Source organism: Virgibacillus byunsanensis (assembly GCF_042675965.1).
GTDB lineage: Bacteria > Bacillota > Bacilli > Bacillales > Amphibacillaceae > Virgibacillus_R > Virgibacillus_R byunsanensis.
The window spans coordinates 1-19,531 of sequence record NZ_JBHTKJ010000013.1; the positions used below are offsets into that span (position 1 = coordinate 1).

General features: G+C 35.2%; 18 protein-coding genes. 1 reads left to right on the top strand and 17 read right to left on the bottom strand.

From position 1 onward, the window contains the following. Positions 1 to 150 precede the first annotated feature (150 nt). From dnaI to citZ, 16 genes are all read right to left on the bottom strand, one after another. Positions 151 to 1,083, bottom strand: a complete 933-nt coding sequence (gene dnaI / locus ACFQ3N_RS06640) for a primosomal protein DnaI (RefSeq protein ID WP_390360746.1) — start codon at positions 1,081 to 1,083, stop codon at positions 151 to 153. A 5-nt stretch (positions 1,084 to 1,088) separates the two neighbouring features. Further along, positions 1,089 to 2,447, bottom strand: coding sequence for a replication initiation and membrane attachment family protein (locus ACFQ3N_RS06645; RefSeq protein ID WP_390360748.1), 1,359 nt, complete (start codon positions 2,445 to 2,447; stop codon positions 1,089 to 1,091). Positions 2,448 to 2,517: 70 nt separating this feature from the next. Then, positions 2,518 to 2,988: a transcriptional regulator NrdR gene (nrdR, locus tag ACFQ3N_RS06650; protein WP_390360750.1), complete on the bottom strand. Its 471-nt coding sequence runs from the start codon at positions 2,986 to 2,988 to the stop codon at positions 2,518 to 2,520. 20 nt (positions 2,989 to 3,008) lie between these two features. Further along, positions 3,009 to 3,407: a cytosolic protein gene (locus tag ACFQ3N_RS06655; protein WP_390360752.1), complete on the bottom strand. Its 399-nt coding sequence runs from the start codon at positions 3,405 to 3,407 to the stop codon at positions 3,009 to 3,011. Positions 3,408 to 4,183: 776 nt separating this feature from the next. Then, positions 4,184 to 4,564: an adenosylmethionine decarboxylase gene (gene speD, locus ACFQ3N_RS06660; protein WP_390360754.1), complete on the bottom strand. Its 381-nt coding sequence runs from the start codon at positions 4,562 to 4,564 to the stop codon at positions 4,184 to 4,186. A 186-nt stretch (positions 4,565 to 4,750) separates the two neighbouring features. Continuing rightward, positions 4,751 to 5,782, bottom strand: a complete 1,032-nt coding sequence (locus ACFQ3N_RS06665) for a glyceraldehyde-3-phosphate dehydrogenase (RefSeq protein WP_390360755.1) — start codon at positions 5,780 to 5,782, stop codon at positions 4,751 to 4,753. 135 nt (positions 5,783 to 5,917) lie between these two features. Further along, complete coding sequence (coaE, locus tag ACFQ3N_RS06670) at positions 5,918 to 6,517, bottom strand: dephospho-CoA kinase (RefSeq protein WP_390360757.1); 600 nt, start codon at positions 6,515 to 6,517, stop codon at positions 5,918 to 5,920. A 14-nt stretch (positions 6,518 to 6,531) separates the two neighbouring features. Beyond that, positions 6,532 to 7,359, bottom strand: coding sequence for a DNA-formamidopyrimidine glycosylase (gene mutM / locus ACFQ3N_RS06675; protein WP_390360759.1), 828 nt, complete (start codon positions 7,357 to 7,359; stop codon positions 6,532 to 6,534). A 13-nt stretch (positions 7,360 to 7,372) separates the two neighbouring features. Then, a complete protein-coding gene (gene polA / locus ACFQ3N_RS06680) occupies positions 7,373 to 10,012 on the bottom strand; it encodes a DNA polymerase I (RefSeq protein WP_390360761.1) in 2,640 nt (879 codons plus the stop codon). 71 nt (positions 10,013 to 10,083) lie between these two features. Then, positions 10,084 to 10,290, bottom strand: coding sequence for a hypothetical protein (locus tag ACFQ3N_RS06685; RefSeq protein ID WP_390360763.1), 207 nt, complete (start codon positions 10,288 to 10,290; stop codon positions 10,084 to 10,086). Positions 10,291 to 10,906: 616 nt separating this feature from the next. Continuing rightward, positions 10,907 to 12,283 carry a two-component system histidine kinase PnpS gene (gene pnpS, locus ACFQ3N_RS06690; RefSeq protein WP_390360765.1) on the bottom strand — a complete coding sequence of 459 codons (1,377 nt, stop codon included), beginning with the start codon at positions 12,281 to 12,283 and terminating at the stop codon, positions 10,907 to 10,909. Then, positions 12,283 to 12,978, bottom strand: a complete 696-nt coding sequence (locus ACFQ3N_RS06695; protein WP_390360766.1) for a response regulator transcription factor — start codon at positions 12,976 to 12,978, stop codon at positions 12,283 to 12,285. Before ACFQ3N_RS06695 ends, pnpS begins: the two co-directional genes overlap by 1 nt. A 175-nt stretch (positions 12,979 to 13,153) precedes the next feature. Beyond that, on the bottom strand, positions 13,154 to 13,630 hold the full coding sequence (locus ACFQ3N_RS06700) for a MaoC/PaaZ C-terminal domain-containing protein (protein ID WP_390360768.1): 477 nt from the start codon (positions 13,628 to 13,630) through the stop codon (positions 13,154 to 13,156). 128 nt (positions 13,631 to 13,758) lie between these two features. Next, positions 13,759 to 14,697, bottom strand: a complete 939-nt coding sequence (mdh, locus tag ACFQ3N_RS06705; RefSeq protein ID WP_390360770.1) for a malate dehydrogenase — start codon at positions 14,695 to 14,697, stop codon at positions 13,759 to 13,761. Positions 14,698 to 14,718: 21 nt separating this feature from the next. Beyond that, positions 14,719 to 15,990: an NADP-dependent isocitrate dehydrogenase gene (gene icd, locus ACFQ3N_RS06710; protein WP_390360772.1), complete on the bottom strand. Its 1,272-nt coding sequence runs from the start codon at positions 15,988 to 15,990 to the stop codon at positions 14,719 to 14,721. A 103-nt stretch (positions 15,991 to 16,093) separates the two neighbouring features. Then, entirely contained in the window at positions 16,094 to 17,212 is a 1,119-nt protein-coding gene (gene citZ / locus ACFQ3N_RS06715) for a citrate synthase (RefSeq protein WP_390360774.1), read from the bottom strand. Between the two features lie 763 nt (positions 17,213 to 17,975). Here citZ and ytvI point away from each other — a divergent pair. Further along, positions 17,976 to 19,082 (top strand): sporulation integral membrane protein YtvI, encoded by a 1,107-nt coding sequence (ytvI, locus tag ACFQ3N_RS06720; protein WP_390360776.1) that lies wholly within the window; start codon positions 17,976 to 17,978, stop codon positions 19,080 to 19,082. Between the two features lie 6 nt (positions 19,083 to 19,088). On the opposite strand, the gene ACFQ3N_RS06725 is transcribed toward ytvI, so the two are convergent. Continuing rightward, positions 19,089 to 19,475: an FxsA family protein gene (locus ACFQ3N_RS06725; RefSeq protein ID WP_390360778.1), complete on the bottom strand. Its 387-nt coding sequence runs from the start codon at positions 19,473 to 19,475 to the stop codon at positions 19,089 to 19,091. Positions 19,476 to 19,531 lie beyond the last annotated feature (56 nt).

The following is a 19,531-nucleotide window of genomic DNA, read 5'->3' on the forward strand; positions in this document are numbered from 1 at the left end:
TGTCAAGCAGGATTCGCACCTGCTAAATTACACGACCTATGCTCGGTCGCTCCGGAAGCCTTAGTTGTACTTATGTAGATAAGAAAGTTTTATACTTTCTTATCTACTAAAAAAAACATGAAAGTAATTAATTTTCATGTTTTCAGTAGTTTATTCTTCTCTTCGGTTCTCGCCAGACAATGAAACTTCTTTACTCACTTGTTTAATTCGTTCAATAATTCGACCCGCCTTAACTATTTCTACATCTCCACGATTTGACTTTGCCAGATGACTCTCTAATTGTTCCAAACTATAATTGGAAGTAAAGAAAACAGGCAGTTGCTCCATCATACGATATTGTAAAATGGATCCTAGTATTTCATCACGAAACCATGCAGATTGTGTTTCGGCACCTATATCATCCAGCATTAATATATCAGCATTTTTAAAGTAATCTATCTTTTCATTAATGGAGTTATCTTGTAATGAATTTTTTATCTCACGAACGAACTCTGGCATATATATAAGCATAGATGATATATTAAACTCTTTTAATTTATTAGCAAGCGCACCGAGAAAATACGTTTTCCCTACACCAAATGGTCCATAGAAATAAAGTCCCTTTGATGGAATGCCGGATTTAGATTCCTCTATAAAGGTAATTAACTCACGTATGGCCTTGAATCTAGTTTCATCATTTTCAATATCTCCAATTGATGCGTTCAATATTTCTTTTGGCATATATAAACTTTGAATTAACTTTTGCTGCTTCTTTTGCTTTTCATAATCGGTTCTACTATGACACTTTTCATATGATAAATGAATTTCATTATGATCAACATGCAAAATAGGCGAATACCCCTGTAACATATTCACACACTTTTCGAAGCAAGAACACTTATCACACTGTTTTGATTGTGTTTTATATTCATATAACCTAATTAAATTTTTATCAATTTCTCGTTGAGTTAAATTTGGGTGAAGTGATATAAACTCTTTAATTTCAGGATCATGTAAAACTTCTTTTTTAATTCTTGTATAATTTTCTTGGAAATTTTCATTCTCCTGCATCCACTTCTTCAACTCTGATTGGACTGGTTTCATCGAAATCATCCTTGTAAATGATTATTTTTGTTAATACTTGAATGCTTTCGTAAAAGCGTTTCTAACTCTTCTTTCTCCTGTTCTAAATTGGAATCTTTTTGCTGAGATGATGATTTTTGTTTTTTATTTTTACGTTCTTTAAACCAATCTGGTACTATTTCTTTTGAGCTATTCTTCTTATATGTTGTTTTTGGGGATGCATCTTTACGATATCTGTCTTTTTCTTTTTTAGCAAACGCCATAGCTTCTCTAGCAGTTTGCAAATTTGCTCGTGACCAGTGACTTGCTATTTTCTCTAAGTATGCGCGTGATAATTTCATATTAGACTGCAATAATACATAATGAATGAGTACATTCATTACTGGAGAAGGTAGGCCTTGTGTAGTCATTACCTCACGAATAATTTTCATGTCTTGTGCAGATGCTTGATTCCCACTAGATAAATCTTCTAACAATTGCTTTGGTGAGATCGTTTCTAATTCGTGTATAAGCTGTTCTTCTTTAGTAGTTGGTTTATAATCAACTGTTCTCTTAATGGTATTCTCGTTTTTTTCTATTAATTTAATGTTTGGTTTGTTATGTTTAGATTTAAATACGTCATGACAGGCATCTTTAAATTCATTGTTATTTAAATAATTCTCATCAGATAATGCCCATAATAAGGACTTTTCTATTTCGTAGGATGCTAAATCATATAGAATCATCATTTGTGATATCATTTTTTTATTATGAGAGGTCAATACTTTATTAACAGGAATCATACGTTGCTTTAACATTTGCTCCAACCATGAAAAATCAATTGTTTCTATTTCAGCACTTGACTCCACCTGGTGAGCATCTTCATCCATATTCATGTTATCCATATATGGTTGGAAGGTTTGAAATACGTCATGGAAGGAAGCTGTAATATTATTCTCATTATTATATGTCTTTCGTTTTACAAAAGCATTTTTTAATACGTTGTGTTTGTCATTTCCTAAATGATGATAAAGAAGCTGAGTAAGCATAGCATCTTTAAAGAATTCTGCTGGTGCGAAAGGACATTGTAGTTCATAGGTATAAATAGTGTGTTCATCATCTTTATTTTTATATGATTTCAGTAAACCAATGCCTTCAAGTTTTAATCTAGCACGATAGAGTTCGTCTAGTGGGATATTTAAGTAATTCATCAAAATATGATGTGTTTGAACCGAAGAATCTTGCAAATCTATATCGTGTAATAGGGTTTGATATAGAGAAATTGGTTGAATACCAATTAACGGTTGATAAAGATGGGTTAAAGATTTTGCATAATCTACTGGCAAGCTCCCTTTAAGCAAAACACGATACCCGTCAATAGGTAAAATTTTCCCGATAACATTCATTGTTCTAACCCTTCCCCTTTAGACAAAAATAACCTAATACATATCTCCTGAATGTAAGTGTGAAAAATCATCAGGAGTCCTCTTTTTTATCTGTTTTAATGAGATCTTTTAATTCATCTAAAAATACACTTATATCCTTAAACTGACGATAGACTGATGCAAAACGGACATATGCGACTTCATCCACTTTTGATAGCCTGTCCATTACCATTTCACCTATTTCGTTACTTTCAATCTCTGAAACACCTGTACTACGTAATTCTTTCTCAACTTCAAGAGCAAGTGTTTCAATTTTTTCAAGTGGCACAGGACGCTTCTCACATGCCTTGATTAATCCTCTAATTAACTTTTCTCTACTGTATTCCTGTCTAGCACCATCTTTCTTCACAACAATCAATGGTACTTCTTCAATCCGTTCAAATGTGGTAAACCGAAAACCACACCGCTCGCACTCTCTTCTTCTTCTGATAGAACGTCCTTCTTCAATTGGTCTTGAGTCTAATACCTTTGTACTTTTATTTTGGCAATTTGAACATCGCATATCATTTTAGCCCCAATCATTTAACTACCCATTCTGATATCATCAATTTGAATGAGTTCCTTATTAACTTGATCGTAAAGTTGGTGAATGACCTTTGTACTAAAACCAAAGTCAATAGGTAGTACTGTTTCGGTAGTAACTGAGAAATCTATAGCTGTAAAAAATGGCCTAACCATAATAACGGTCACAACTATAAAAGCCTTTCTCCCCTTATTTGTAATCACACTTATTTCACCACGTTCACTTGATACAGCATTTAATTTATAATCTGGGGAATTTCGAAAGTAATTTTCCAGCATTTTTAAGCCTTTATCTTTTGTTGTTTTATAATATCTTGTTTGTAGCGATGAATCCTGGTGATTTTCCCTTGTTTCAGCATGATTATCTAAGTATTTGGTCAGTTTTTGACGAAAAGACATTCTCTGCACCTCACCTATTCAGTAGCCAATCTCTATGTGTAATCTAATAAATAAATTATAAACGTATGTTAACTTTCTACTATTTTAACATGTTTTCTTGAAATCGACTAACTGAATTGAGATAATTCGTAATCACGCTACATGTTTATCGGACAACCTTATAAAATAAAAGAGGATTGACCAATTGTTAGCTGAATTGGTCAATCCTTGTTTATTATTTAGGCTGTTTTCGCACGCATTGTTGCATTTTCACCTCATAGTTGATATATGATGCGTCGTAACTTGAGCTAATGGTGGGTGCTATTATTCGCTCTGGAAATACACTTCGCGCATCTTAGGGTGGCTGGTGAGCTTCTTCATGCTGACGCATTTTTAGAATCTCACCTATGCCTATCCTCCCGCAGAACAAGGAAAGCTACGGCAGTATTACATCGCACGCAGAAAATTGGTCTGTACTTTCAAGGAGTCTTCGTCTATTCCGGCTGCTAATATAGTGCTATCTGATAATTAATAGCAGCGTAGCGAGAAAAAACTTATAATGCAGCTTTACCAGTCAGGGTGAGCGAAGGGAGGTGACTCCTGCGGGAACAGCACGTGTTCGAAGACCCCGCAGAGTGGTTTTCTCGAGGAGGCTGAGACCGTGCCCGCGGAAAGCATCCTCCCGGAGCGATCCCGAACGGCGACAATAGCACAACTTATAGAAATCAACCAAGCGTTACGTCGCATTATATATCTATTCTCTCAAAAGCAACAAACTTTACGAAAGCAGCCATTATTTATAATGCATTTTGAAATTCTTTTACTTTCACAGGCCCCATACCACGTGGCACTTCTACCTTCTCATATGTTTTAGCTTCTAGCATTTTTGCAATATAAGTCGCTGCTACATTCGGGTCAATTATATCACCACATGTGTAAACATCAATGCTAGCATAACCGTGCTCTGGAAAACTGTGAATGGTTAGATGTGACTCTGAAATAATTACGACACCACTAACACCATGTGGTGCAAATTTATGAAAAGCAACTTCTCGAATTTCTGCTCCAGCTTTTAGTGCTGCATCAACAAAAATCCTTTCGATTAAACCCATATCATTTAGTTTATTTATATTACAATCCCATAGCTCTGCAATTACGTGTCTTCCCATTGTATCCATAACGTATTCCCCCTAATATGACTAATATACTTCTATCCATGTTACTCATACTGCCACGGGGGAAAGTTAGTCCAAAGAGATCCTAACCCTTTAAGCAGCTACTAATTTGCTATAGAAGTTCAGACAAAATTATAAACTGTTTTGGATACTATTGCAATACCATTTTATAATTACATTCACTATCCTTTAAGATATTTTTACTTGTTCTTGATGTAGATAGCTTCCCACATATTTTGCTAAATCTACAACCCTGCTTGAATAACCCCATTCATTATCATACCATGCTATAATTTTAATTTTATTGTCACCCATTACCATAGTAGATAAGCCATCTATAATTGCAGAATAATCTGTTGAAGTGTAATCAATCGATACAAGAGGTTCATCAGTATATTTCACAATACCTTTGAGATCATTTTGAGCTTCCTGCCTAAATGCATCATTGACTTGATTGATTGTAACTTCTTCTGTTACATCTACTACTAAATCCACTAATGACACATTAGGTGTCGGTACACGTAAGGCCATACCGTGTAATTTACCATGTAAGTGAGGTAACACCTCTCCCAATGCCTTTGCTGCTCCGGTTGATGTAGGAATTATTGATTGCGTGCAACCCCTTGCACGACGTAAATCTTTATGTGGATTATCTAAGTTTTTCTGATCATTTGTAAAAGCATGGACAGTTGTCATCAATCCATTAACGATGGAGAAGTAATCATCTAAGACTTTCACGATAGGTGCTAAACAGTTTGTTGTACATGACGCATTTGAGATAACATCATCTTCACCTGGGTTATAATCCATATGATTTACACCCATTACAATTGTTTTATCTATCTCTTTACCTGGTGCGGTAATTACAACTTTCTTTGCTCCTGCTACCAAATGCAAACCTGCATCTTCTTTAGTTTTAAATTTACCTGTTGCTTCTATAACAACATCAATATCATTCTCTTTCCATGGAAGCTGTTGAGGATCACGTGAATGGACAAGTAATACTTTTTTGCCATTAACTTCAATGTAATCATTAAGTGCTTTCACTTCTCCATTAAAAATACCATGTACACTATCATATTTTATTAGGTGGGCAAGTGTTTCTGGAGGATAGCTTGCATTTATTGCTACAACCTCTAATTGATTGTCTGTAATAGCCTGACGGAATACCATCCTTCCAATTCGGCCAAAACCATTAATTGCTAATCGAGTTTTATTCATTTGTAGTCCTCCTATATATGTTATACTTTTTAAGTTAATTATTATGATTAGTATAACATATTAAACGTAAAAATGTGCCCCAATTTTATCAAAAAAAGCTTAGAAATTAGTAGAATTTCTAAGCTTTGTTACTTCTTATAATACATTCCATTTATGTAACAAAGATTCCAGTTGTTCATATGACTGTGATTTTGTACCATTGTTATCGATAACCGCATCTGCTAGTTCGACTTTTTCATCAATTGACATCTGTGAATGTATACGCTGTTTTGCCTCTTCCTCATTATACTGATCACGTTCCATTAAACGTTGAAGCTGTACTTTTTTTTCAACAGCAACAACAATTGTTTTATCAACAAAATGAGTTAACTTACTCTCAAATAATAAAGGGATATCAAGTACAACACATTGTGCTCCTCTATCCACAAATTCATTTTTATGTTGCAACATTTTTTCTCTTACTGACGGATGCACAATTTCATTTAATTGCATACGTTTTGATTCATCAGCAAAAACAATCTCACCTAACTTGGGGCGATCAATCGTTTTGTCTTCTCGAAGCACAGTATCTCCAAATGTCTGTATTATTTGATCATAGGCTTTTTCACCTGGACACACAACTTCTCTCGCAACTTTATCCGCATCCACTACTGGTATATTAAAGTCATCAAACATTAACGATACAGTACTCTTACCAGTTGCTATACTCCCAGTTAAACCTAAAATTAATGCCATGAATTATCCCCCCATTATTTTTTTTGGCAGGTCGTACATACATGGGTACCGCGACCTCCAACTTTCATTTTAACAATCGGTTTACCACACTGCTTACATGCTTTATTTTCTTGTCCATAAACAAATAGTTCCTGCTGAAACATTCCCATTTCACCCTGAGAATTTACATAAGAACGAATTGTAGTACCACCTTGCCTGAGAGCCTCATCTAACGTTAAGATTGCCTGTTTCTGTATTGCCTTCACTTCTTTTTTCGTTAATTTACTTGACTGTTTTAATGGGTGTACATTAGCCCTAAATAACGTTTCATCAACGTAAATATTACCTAATCCTGCTACGATACTTTGGTCCAATAGAACAGCTTTTATACTTCGTTCGGTTTTCTTTAGCTTTTCAAAAAAGTAATCAAAGGTGAATAGCTCATCAAATGGATCTGGTCCTAATTGGTTTAACGGTTTTCGAATTAATTCTTCACCTTTAGGATAAATGTGCATCGTACCAAACTTACGAACATCATTGTACCGAAGTTCTTCCCCACCTTCGAATGTAAAAATGACATGTGTATGTTTCTTAATAGGTTCAATTGATTGATGAACACTATACTTTCCTTCCATACGTAAATGAGAAATAAGGACATAGTCATCTAATTGGAAAACTAGGAATTTTCCTTTTCTTGTAATATCCTGGATCGTTTGGCCAGCTATCAGGAATTTAAATTGCTCACTATCATCTGGCTCTTTGATAATGTTTGGCCAATATACGGAAACTTGTTCTATTTTTTTATTTATAACAAATTGTTTTAGTGTTTTTCTTACCGTTTCTACTTCTGGTAGTTCTGGCATGTTTTATATCTCCTTATTTTGCATCAAACCAGCTTTCGCCATATGCATAATCAACCTTTAACGGTACGTTTAATTCCACAGTGTTTTCCATAACATCAGGTACTATTTTTTTTAAGCTCTCCAACTCTTCTGGTGGTGCTTCAATGATTAATTCATCATGCACCTGTAATAACATCCGAGCTTCTAGATTTTCTTCTTTTAATTTTCCATGCAAATCAATCATTGCTTTTTTTATAATATCAGCTGCACTTCCTTGAATTGGAGTGTTCATTGCTGTACGTTCTGCAAAACTTCGCAGATTAAAATTTCTGTTGGTTATATCTGGCAAATATCTTCTACGTTTCATTAATGTGCTGACATACCCTTTATGTTTTGCCTCTTGTACAATCTCTTCCATGTACGTTTTCACACCTGGGTAACTTTCAAAATAGCGTTCAATAAACTTTTTAGCTTCTTTTCTTGTTATTCCAAGATTTTGTGAAAGTCCATAATCACTAATTCCGTACACTATTCCAAAGTTAACTGCTTTAGCTTGACGACGCATATTCGCTGTTATTTCTTCCTTAGTAACATGAAACACATCCATTGCTGTTTGAGTATGAATATCTGAGTTTTCCTTAAATGCAGCGACTAACTTTTCATCGTTAGCTATGTGTGCTAATACGCGTAATTCGATCTGTGAGTAATCAGAAGCAAACATAATCCAATCCTTTTTCACAGGTACAAAAGCTTGTCTGATTTTACGGCCTTCCTCTAATCGAATTGGGATATTTTGCAAGTTAGGTTCGATGGAACTTAATCTTCCAGTTTGTGTTAATGCTTGGTTAAAACGTGTGTGTATTTTGTTCGTATCGTTATTAACTACTTTTAGCAGTCCTTCGATATACGTGGATTGCAGCTTTCCTAACTGTCTGTACAAGAGAAGTTTCGGTATAATCTCATGTTCATTCTGCAATTGTTCTAAAACATCAGCTGCGGTTGAGTAACCAGTTTTAGTCTTTTTAAAAACAGGTAATTCGAGCTTTTCAAACAATATAGGCCCTAATTGCTTAGGTGAATTAAGATTAAACGTTTCTCCCGCTAATTCATACACCTCTTTTTCAAGTTCATTTAGGCGATGTTTCAGGTCTTCTCTCATTTCCTTTAGACGGTCCGTATTCACTTGTACACCTGTATGCTCCATCTCACCTAAGATTAGCGCAAGAGGCATTTCCAATTCTTTACATAATTCATATTGTTCATTATTTTTTAACTCATTTTCTGTTTCATCTTTCAATGAAAACAGCGTATTTGTTTTACGTACTACATGCTCAGCTAATATCGATTCTTCTGGAACTTTGATTTTAGCACCTTTTCCATATACTTCCTCGTCAAACAGTACATCAGTCTTGCCCATTCTGTTGGCAATTGCAGGAATATCATGATGGTTTTCTGACGGATTTAGCAAATAAGAAGATAGAAGCATATCAAATGTAATTCCTTTTATATGAATATTATGCTTCAATAATGCTACCAACGTTTTCTTTGCGTCGAAAACGCTCTTTGTTTTGTTACCATCTTCTGCCCACTCTTTAAAAGTCTTCGATTGCAGAGCTACTTTTGTAGGTATGTAATATGCATCCTTTTCATTAACTAAACCGAATCCTTCAATTGTAGCTGTATGATAATTATCACCTATCATCTCAATTACTAGTGCTTCATTACCTGTAAATATATCTGAGGTAACTTCTTTTAAAATGGAGAAGTTTATTTCTTTTAACTCTACTTCATTAGTCTCTCCATCTATTGTTTCTCCTTCAAGCTTCGTTAATAGTGATTGAAAGCCGAGATCCTTAAATATGGTACTTACTTTATTCTGTTCATATCCTTCATACATTAGATCATCAATTGTTATTGTTATTGGTGAATCACAATTTATGGTAACTAATTCTTTACTCATAAAAGCATCATCTTTATTAGTGATAAGATTTTCCTTCAGTTTTTTTCCACTAACATCATCCACATGTTGATAAACTTCTTCCAACGTCTCATATTGTTTCAGTAATTTCGTAGCTGTTTTTTGACCAACTCCAGGAACACCAGGAATATTATCGGAACTATCACCCATCAAGGCTTTTAAATCAATAATTTGATCTGGTGATAATTCCATTTTCTCCTTCATAAAGTCGGGTGTATACTTCTCTACATCACTTATGCCTTTTTTCGTAAGGTTAACGGTGACACTATCAGACACAAGTTGTAGTAAATCTTTATCTCCAGATATTACTGTAACATCAAAACCAGAACTTTTTCCTTTATTAGCAAATGTTCCAATAATATCATCTGCTTCAAATTGGTCTAACTGGTAGTGAGGGATATGGAATGCATCAAGTACTTCCTTAAGTATTGGAAATTGTTCTGATAATTCAGGAGGTGTTTTCTGGCGTCCACCTTTATATTCTTTATATGTTTCATGACGAAAAGTTGTTTTCCCTGCATCAAAGGCAACTAACATATGTGTTGGTTGTTCTTCCTCTAAAATACGCAAAAGCATGGTTGTAAACCCGTAAACCGCGTTAGTATAAACACCTTTTTCATTATTTAATAAAGGAAGTGCAAAAAAAGCACGGTATATAATACTATTTCCATCAATCAAGACAAGCTTATTTGACATATGTTACTCCTCCAATCAACTGCAATATTCATTACATATATTTTATCATTGTACTTGGGTAATTGAAAAAATTATATACGCTTTTTCAATTTACTTACTTGATCTTCTAAATGACGAATTCGTTTTTGTAAATTATAAACAATTGGTAAGTAGATTATTGAGATAACAATAATTATACCTAAACCATCCATAACGACCACTCCTTCATTGATTTTAAATAGATTGTTTTTGTCACACAATAGATATAAACTGCGACGTAACGCTTGGTTGATTTCCATAAGTTGTGCTATTGCCGCCGTCTGGGATCGCTACGGGCGGATGCTTTCCGCGGGCACGGCTTCAGCCTCCGAAGCGGAAAACCACCGCTTCGGTGTCTTCAGACACGTGCTGTTCCCGCAGGAGTCACCGCCCTCCGCTCACCCTGACTGGTAAGGGGTTCTATTAATACTAATACAGTCCCACGACAGTAACAGAAATAACAGTGGAGGAAATACACGTAGACTCCTTGAAAATACAAACCCGATTTTTTGCGTGCGATGTCTAGCTATATAGCTTTCCTTATCCTGTGGGAGCAGAGGCCTAGGAGGCTGTCCGATGGAATAATTTCTGTGAATATATATGCATTCACACTGAATTATTAATGTATAATCCACCATATTTTGAATAAATATTCGGCAATTTCACTTCGTCGGACAGCCTCCTAGTTGAGACCCCGCAGAGCGTTAGCTCGAGGAGGCTCATCAGCCGCCCACGGAAAGCGAAGTGTATTTCCGTAGCGGTAGGTTAACCGTCACATCAAGTTATGTCGCAGTTTACATCAACTGCGACGAATAAAAAGCAACAAAACTTAGGATGCCTTTACTTCTTATCCTAAGTATAACAAAACACCCTCTATTAAAGAGGGTGTTTTGTTGGTAAATATACATGAATCGTTGTGCCTTTATTTAGTTCACTTTCTATTGAAATATTACCATCATGAACTTCTACAATATGCTTAGCAATTGATAGGCCTAAACCGGTACCCCCAGTATTTCTGCTTCGCGCTTTGTCTATTCGGTAAAATCGCTCAAAAATTCTTGGTATCGCCTCTTGTTCAATTCCAATACCTGTGTCTTTAACTTGGATATGGATATACTCACCTTCAGAATTAATCCTAACAACAACATCACCTTTTTCTGGTGTATAGCTAATCGCATTATCCAAAAGATTAATAAATACTTGTTTCACTCTTTCTTTATCAGCCATAAGAAACATGTTTTTAGCTACATCAACAGTAAATGTGATTTTTTTCTGCTTTGCCTTGTGATTGATCACTGGTGTAATTTCTTCTAGTAATTTCTGAATGTTTACTTCTGTTAAGGTAAGTTGAAAATCATCTCTTTCCAATTTTGACAAAGTTAATAAGTCTTCAATTAAAAGCTGCAATCGATTGCTCTCATCATATATTATTCCAAGAAATTCTCTTCTCGTTTCCACGTCCTTCATGGATTCATCTAGTAATGTTTCAGCAAACCCTTTAATTGATGTAATCGGTGTTTTAAGCTCATGAGAGACATTTGCTACAAAGTCTTTTCGCATTAATTCTAGCCTTTTCAGTTCTGTAATATCATATAAAACTAACACAGCACCTTTTAACATATTCCGTTCGTTAAAAATAGGCGCTCCAACAATTTCAAAGTGATAATTTTCTATACCTCTCAAATGTGTAAACGATTCCTTAACATTCTTTTCGTATAAAAACGTTTTCTGTACTGTTTGATGGATGATTTCATTATCTAACACATCATAATATAAAAATCCATGATAATCCTTTGATGTATTCCCGAACATAGATATGAACTTTCGGTTTACAAGATGAATGTAGCCCTTCTCATCAATAAGCACTAATCCACTTTCAGTATTATCAATTACTGTTGATAATTGTTTTGCTTGCAGTTGCTCATTTATGGTAAGTTCACTCAAATTACGTGCTAACTTATTTATACTGCTGTTTAAGTCACCCACACTCCCATTTGAAGGATGATGAATTCGAGCACGATAATTTCCTTTCACGATTTCACCAATTGTTTTTGTTGCTTTTGTTATCGGTTTAATATAGCGATCAAAAATATGAACTAAAAATAATAATAATATAATATATTCCGTTAACAATACGGAAATAAGTACAATAAAATTGTCTACCATTTGATTTAATACTAATCCTGTAAATAGTACGACCGTAAATATGCCTATAACATACGGAAATAACGGTCTAGTAAATAACACTTTCATTAGGTTGGATCCTCCAATTTATAGCCGAGCCCTCGGATAGTTTTAATATAAAACGGTTGCTTTGTATCTGGTTCAATTTTGTCTCTTAAATGGCTTACATGTACATCGACAATACGAGTATCGCCAACAAAATCATAATCCCAGACTCCACTGAGTAGTTGATCCCGTGAAATAATTCTCCCCTTGTTCATTGCAAGATAGTGTAAAAGTTCGAATTCCTTTCTAGTAAACGTTATTAAGGTATTATTCATTTCAGCTTCATAACGTTCTGGATATATGACCAAATCACCAATTTCAATCGTGTTTAAATTGTTTGTATCTGTTCCTTTTTGTATTCGCCTTAGAATTGCTTTTACTCTTGCGACTACTTCCTTGGGACTAAATGGCTTAGTTAAATAGTCATCAGCCCCTAGCTCTAATCCTAACACTTTATCAAATTCCTCATCTTTGGCTGTTAGCATTAAAATAGGTGTATCATTTCGATTTTGTCTTAGGTGTTTACATACTTCCATACCATCCATCTTAGGAAGCATTAAGTCCAAAATAATCATATCATAATTATTTCTTTCTGCTTTATCTACTGCTTGTTCACCATCATATGCAACCTCAATTTGATATCCAGCTTGCTTTAAATTAAATGTTAACAATTTAACAATTGATACTTCATCATCGACTATGAGAATTTTACCCTTCACCTTGAAAACCCCATTTCTATATCCTTACAACTCAAATGTAGCTTACTTTCATCTTACAACGAAGTAGCACTAAAGTGAACAAGATTCCGAAAACGTAAAGAAAAATTTACAAAAAAGAAAAAAAATACTATCACTTTATAGTTTGTGTGATAGTATCTTAATCATTTCATATAATTTAAAAAAAGTTTTCAAGTGATTGAGCTGTAATTGACTCTGGTTCATAAGCTGGACAGACATGTAACTTTCCACGTACTACTTCATCTCCATTAACATCAAAACCAATTACAGATAAAGTAACCTGGTGATTTTCATGGTCAATAGCAATGATCTCTAATGTGAACTTCACTTCTGAGTTATGATAAACAGGGTTTGGAAATGCCATTTCATGTTGAGTAATATGACTCCCTGGTCCCGGTAAGTGCATCGAGACAATAGAAGAAACCATTCCAAATAACATAACAGATGGTACAATCGGTTGTTTATACGGCGTCTGTGATGCATAATCATGTTGAATATATAATGGGTTAGCATCATTTGTTAATCCTAAATATAGTAGTAGATCTTTATCTTCAATAATATGTGAAGCAGTATAAGATTCTCCTACTTGTAAGTCATTTATTTTCTTACCAAGCTTTCTTTTTTTACCAATCATATTTACCCACCTCCAAATATGTAAGCGTTTACCATTATATCAAAAAAAAGCCTTTACTTCTATAAATATAAAACAAAAAAACTTCTTTTTACAACATTGTTGTAAAAAGAAGCCTTTATAATACTATACTATTTTAAAACATCAAGTACATTTTTAACTGAATCAGCTGATTTGTCTAACTCAGCTTTTTCCTGTTCTGTTAGATCTAACTCAATAATTTCTTCAATACCGTTACCGCCTATAACGGTTGGTACCCCAAGATAAATATCAGAATATCCATATTCACCTTCTAAGTAAGCAATAGTCGGAAGTACACGACGTTGATCTTTTAATATTGCTTCAGTCATTACTGTTAAAGAAGCAGCTGGAGCATAGTATGCACTACCATTACCTAGTAGTCCTACAATCTCACCGCCACCTTTACGTGTACGTTCAACAATTGAGTCTAAACGATCTTTTGAAATTAATTTATCTAACGGAATTCCACCTGCGTATGAATACCGAATTAATGGAACCATGTCATCACCGTGTCCACCTAGAACAAAACCGGTAATATCTTTAACCGACAAGTTTAGCTCTTGTGCTACAAATGTACGGAAACGAGCTGAATCTAGTACACCAGATTGTCCAATAACACGTTCCTTAGGGAAACCTGATTCTTTAAATACAGTATACGTCATTGCATCAACTGGGTTTGTTAGAACCACAATATATGTTTCAGGCGAATACTTTACGATTTCCTGTGCAACAGACTTCATAATTTTAGCATTTGTATTTACTAAATCGTCACGGCTCATACCTGGTTTACGAGCAATACCTGCTGTAATAATAACAAGGTCTGAGTCTTTTGTGTCTTCATAATTAGAAGTACCTGTTATGTTGGCATCAAATCCCTGAACCGGGCTTGCTTCAAGCATGTCTAGTGCCTTTCCTTTTGTAGGATCTTCCATATTAGGTATATCTACTAATACGACGTCACCAAGTTCTTTTTGGGCAATCATTAATGCGGTTGTTGCTCCAGTAAATCCTGAACCAATCACAGAAATTTTATGACGTTTTATAGCCATGTGAATCCCCCTCCATCAATATTAATCCATATTTTTAATTAATTCGTCACCGAATTCAGAAGTTTTGACTTCTGTTGCACCGTCCATTAGACGAGCAAAATCATATGTTACTACTTTTGAAGCAATTGTTTTATCCATAGATTTAGTGATTAGGTCTGCTGCTTCTCTCCACTCTAAATGCTCAAGCATTAATACTGCTGACAAAATAATGGAAGATGGGTTTACTTTATCCAGTCCAGCATATTTAGGTGCAGTACCATGTGTTGCTTCAAAAATTGCGTGACCAGATTGGAAATTAATGTTTGCTCCAGGTGCGATACCAATTCCACCAACTTGTGCTGCTAAAGCATCAGAAATATAATCACCGTTAAGGTTCATGGTTGCAACAACATCAAATTCATTTGGGCGCGTTAAGATTTGTTGTAAGAAGATATCAGCAATAGAATCTTTCACTAAGATTTTACCTGCTGCTACAGCTTCATCTTGTGCTTTGTTAGCTACATCTTTACCGTCTTTTTCAACAATACGGTCATACTCAGCCCATGTGAATACTTTATCGCCGAATTCTTCTTCCGCTACTTCATACCCCCATGCTTTGAATGCACCTTCAGTGAATTTCATTATGTTACCTTTATGTACTAAAGTAACACTTTTTCGTCCTTCATTAATTGCGTATTCAATACTTGAACGAACAAGACGTTTTGTACCTTCCTCAGATACTGGTTTCACACCAATACCAGAAGTTTCAGGGAAACGGATATTACTAACTTCCATTTCACTTTTCAAGAAGTCAATTACTTTTTTAACTTCTGCAGAACCTTTTTGCCATTCAATCCCTGCATAAATATCTTCTGTGTTTTCACGGAAAATTACCATGTCAACATCTTCTGGACGCTTTACTGGTGATGGCACACCTTCGAAATAACGAACGGGACGCAGGCATGTGTATAGGTCTAATTCTTGACGAAGTGCTACGTTTAATGAACGAATCCCTCCACCAATTGGTGTTGTCAAAGGTCCTTTAATAGCAATTTTATATTCATTGATTGTATCGAGGGTTTCACTTGGTAACCATTCACCAGTTTTGTCAAACGCCTTTTGTCCTGCTAACACTTCTGTCCATTCAATTTTCTTTGTACCATTGTAAGCTTTTTCAACTGCTGCTTCAATCACTCTTCGTGCAGATGCCCAAATATCCGGTCCAGTTCCATCTCCTTCAATAAATGGAATAATCGGATTATCAGGTACATTCATCTTTCCATTTTCTACAATAATTTTTTCACCTTGTGTCATATAAATACCTCCTAGTTCTTCGTAACATAGTTATTTTATCATAATACGTTTAATCATGTTAATAGCCGGTTTCCCGGCCATTATAAAATCGCTCACTTTTAGTTTAAGCCCGTTTATCCATTGCTACATAACTTTGTGTTTTTGGACCAACATACTCAGCACGTGGGCGAATTAAACGGTTATTATCATACTGCTCTAAAATGTGTGCTAACCATCCAGAAACACGACTAACTGCAAAGATCGGTGTAAACAAATCATGATCAATTCCTAGGCTGTGATACACAGAAGCAGAATAAAAGTCTACGTTTGCGGGTAAACCTTTTTCTTCTTTAATATAATCTTCAATTTTAACGGACATATTATACCATTTTGCTTGCCCAGTTAATTTAGTTAACTCTTTTGACATACGTTTTAAATGTTTGGCACGTGGGTCGCCATTTTCGTAAACTCGATGTCCCATTCCCATAATTTTTTCTTTGTTAGCTACTTTTTCTTTGATGTACGGAATAGCATTTTCTTCAACATCTATTTCCGTTAGCATTTTCATCACACGTTCGTTGGCCCCACCATGTAATGGACCTTTAAGTGCACCAATCGCTGCAGTCACACCTGAATAAATATCAGATAGGGTAGCGACACATACTCGTGCTGTAAAAGTAGATGCGTTTAGTTCATGATCTGCATGAAGTACTAAGGCTTTATTAATTGCTTCTACTTCAACATCTTTTGGTTCTTCTTCATTCAACATGTAAAGGAAGTTTGCTGCATACCCTAAGTCTTTTTTGGGTTTTACAGGATCTTTACCTTTACGAATGCGTGCAAATGCAGTAACGATTGTAGATATTTTCGCTTGTATACGTAACGCTTTTTGTTTGTTCGCAGCTTCTTCCATCACATCTGCATCTTCATCGTACAACCCAAGAATCGAAACAGCTGATCTTAATGCTGCCATTGGGTGAACAGTTGATAAATCATAGGAGCGTAAATGATCAATTACGGCATCAGGAACCTCCATATTAGAAGCCAGTTCTGTTTTAAATGCATCTAGTTCTGATTTGTTAGGTAGTTTTTGATTCCATAGTAAATAAACTACTTCTTCAAAACTTGAATTCTCCGCTAAATCATCAATTCGGTAACCAACATATGTAAGTTGATCATCAATAATGGAACTAATTGACGATTGAGTTGCTACAACCCCTTCAAGCCCTTTAGTTGTTGTCATAACAAACCCTCTCCTTTTTCTATAATTTGTTCATTAAATTAGGATAATCAAACAAAATACTATATTTGACAATATTCCGACATAACATCATCAGCCCCACGGTCAATTATAAAGTATTATACAGACAATGTGAATTGAAACAGTTGAAAATCAACAAATTTTTAGGAAATTACATTATTTAGACTGTTTTAGTAAAGATTATTGCTTTTAACAGTATAGATATATAATGCGACGTAACTTGAGATGATGGTTGGTGCTTATACTCGCTCTGGAAATACACTTCGCGCACCTTAGGGCGGCTGGTGAGCCATCACGTGCTGAAGCACTTTGGTGACTCACCTATGCCTATCCTCCCGCAGGACAAGGAAAGCTCCGGCAGCATTACATCGCACGCAGAAAATTGGTCTTTATTTTCAAGGAGTCTTCGTGTATTTCCGGCGCTGGTATAGCGTCCACAATAAAACAACAGCTATCATTTGGTTTTCTATAGCATAAACTGCCACTTTATGATGGTTGATTGGAGCGGAGGTCAGTCGACTCCTGCGGGAACAGCACGTGTCTGAAGACCCCGCAGCGGTGATTTTCCGCTTCGGAGGCTGAAGCCGTGCCGCGGAAAGCGACTGACCACAGCGGAAATCAACCTGGCAGTTATGGCGCATTTTATATCAACTATGAAGATGAAAATATCTTAATTCTATTTCCCTTTTATTTATCATATGTAACATAGTACAAGCATGATAATGTTCGATTGGAGGGAAACAGCTTGTCCAAGCAATTTTTATATCAACTGATCAGATTTCTATTTGTTATAATTGTCATAGTTGGAACCTTCTTTTTATTAAAATACACCTTACCTTATCTTTATCCATTATTATTTGCAATAATCTTTTCAATGTTACTGAATCCTATCGTCACTTTTTTAGAAGGACAGGTAAAGTTACCACGAGCTTTATCTACTATAACTGTTATTATTTCAATACTAGTGTTATCATTTGGAGTTATATTATTTATAATTACAGAGTTAATTCAAGGTACAGCGTACTTAGCAGAAAAACTCCCCACACATATTCATGAGTTTATTTCATTTATAAAAAATATGGTTCATGAAAAAATACTTCCTGCTTATCATGAGATTATTTCTATATTTCATACGCTTAGTTCTCATCAGCAAGAAACAATAAACGAAAACATCCAAAATCTGTTGGCCCAACTAGGTTCTATTGGGGCTGAATTATTACAAAGCTTGTTATTAGCTATACCCAACTTTCTCTCAATACTCCCTAACTCACTAACCGTTTTTATTTTTATTTTATTAGCAACATTTTTTCTAACAAAAGACTGGTATCAGTGGAGACAATGGTTCATAGAACTATTTCCTATTTCTGCAAATAGAGCTAGCAAAAATGTTTGGGAACAATTAAAGAAAGCGATACTTGGATTCTTTAAAGCACAACTAATACTCATTATTATTTCTACATCCATTATTGCAATAGGACTACTGGTTTTACAGATAGATCATGCAATTACAATCGCTTTACTAGCAGGAGTTGTTGACTTCTTACCTCTTATTGGTACAGGAATCATCTTTATACCTTGGATTGTCTATCTCTTTGTAACCGCTGACTATTTCTTAACAATAAGTATTTGTGTATTATATATGCTCGTTGTGATTACTCGACAGTTACTAGAACCACGAATTATTTCGAGCAGCATAGGAATTAATCCACTTGCAGCACTTATTTGTTTATTTATAAGTTATCAATTATGGGGAGTAATGGGAATAATTATTGCCCCAATCCTGCTCGTTTTACTAAATGTACTTTACAAGACGGGTGTTTTTCATACCATATGGTTATACATCAAAGGATAACTATTACTACTTACGATAGACAACAGTTCCTTTATCCATCATATACTTAATATACTTCTGCAACCATATTTTAAATGGGGTTCTTGTCGTAGGAAGCACTAATATAAAACCAACTATGTCAGTTAAGAAACCGGGTGTAAATAGAAAAACCGCTCCAACAAAAATACATATCCCGTCAATTATTTCATTTGCCGGAACCTGACCGTAACTCATTGAAGCCCTTGCACGATTCCATGTTTCCATGCCTTGCTGCTTTGCAATCGTTACTCCAACTACGCCAGTAAGTAAAATTAGTCCTACAACCCACCATGGACCTATCATACCTCCTGCCCAAATAAACACCCCAATTTCCAATGCTGGTATAACAAGAAGCGCAAGCAATAACCATCGCATTAAACGTCCTCCTTTACATTTCAAACGTGTAAAAAAGAAGGGAAATCCCCCCTTCT

Excerpts from the sequence above, each read along its gene's own strand:
- ACFQ3N_RS06645 (WP_390360748.1), bottom strand. The coding sequence starts at position 2,447 with ATGAATGTTATCGGGAAAATTTTACCTATTGACGGGTATCGTGTTTTG.
- ACFQ3N_RS06685 (WP_390360763.1), bottom strand. The coding sequence starts at position 10,290 with ATGGAAATCAACCAAGCGTTACGTCGCAGTTTATATCTATTGTGTGAC.
- mdh (WP_390360770.1), bottom strand. The coding sequence starts at position 14,697 with ATGGCTATAAAACGTCATAAAATTTCTGTGATTGGTTCAGGATTTACT.
- dnaI (WP_390360746.1), bottom strand. The coding sequence starts at position 1,083 with ATGAAACCAGTCCAATCAGAGTTGAAGAAGTGGATGCAGGAGAATGAA.
- mutM (WP_390360759.1), bottom strand. The coding sequence starts at position 7,359 with ATGCCAGAACTACCAGAAGTAGAAACGGTAAGAAAAACACTAAAACAA.
- ACFQ3N_RS06725 (WP_390360778.1), bottom strand. The coding sequence starts at position 19,475 with ATGCGATGGTTATTGCTTGCGCTTCTTGTTATACCAGCATTGGAAATT.
- coaE (WP_390360757.1), bottom strand. The coding sequence starts at position 6,517 with ATGGCATTAATTTTAGGTTTAACTGGGAGTATAGCAACTGGTAAGAGT.
- ACFQ3N_RS06665 (WP_390360755.1), bottom strand. The coding sequence starts at position 5,782 with ATGAATAAAACTCGATTAGCAATTAATGGTTTTGGCCGAATTGGAAGG.
- nrdR (WP_390360750.1), bottom strand. The coding sequence starts at position 2,988 with ATGCGATGTTCAAATTGCCAAAATAAAAGTACAAAGGTATTAGACTCA.
- icd (WP_390360772.1), bottom strand. The coding sequence starts at position 15,990 with ATGACACAAGGTGAAAAAATTATTGTAGAAAATGGAAAGATGAATGTA.
- citZ (WP_390360774.1), bottom strand. The coding sequence starts at position 17,212 with ATGACAACAACTAAAGGGCTTGAAGGGGTTGTAGCAACTCAATCGTCA.
- ACFQ3N_RS06655 (WP_390360752.1), bottom strand. The coding sequence starts at position 3,407 with ATGTCTTTTCGTCAAAAACTGACCAAATACTTAGATAATCATGCTGAA.
- pnpS (WP_390360765.1), bottom strand. The coding sequence starts at position 12,283 with ATGAAAGTGTTATTTACTAGACCGTTATTTCCGTATGTTATAGGCATA.
- ACFQ3N_RS06700 (WP_390360768.1), bottom strand. The coding sequence starts at position 13,630 with ATGATTGGTAAAAAAAGAAAGCTTGGTAAGAAAATAAATGACTTACAA.
- speD (WP_390360754.1), bottom strand. The coding sequence starts at position 4,564 with ATGGATACAATGGGAAGACACGTAATTGCAGAGCTATGGGATTGTAAT.
- polA (WP_390360761.1), bottom strand. The coding sequence starts at position 10,012 with ATGTCAAATAAGCTTGTCTTGATTGATGGAAATAGTATTATATACCGT.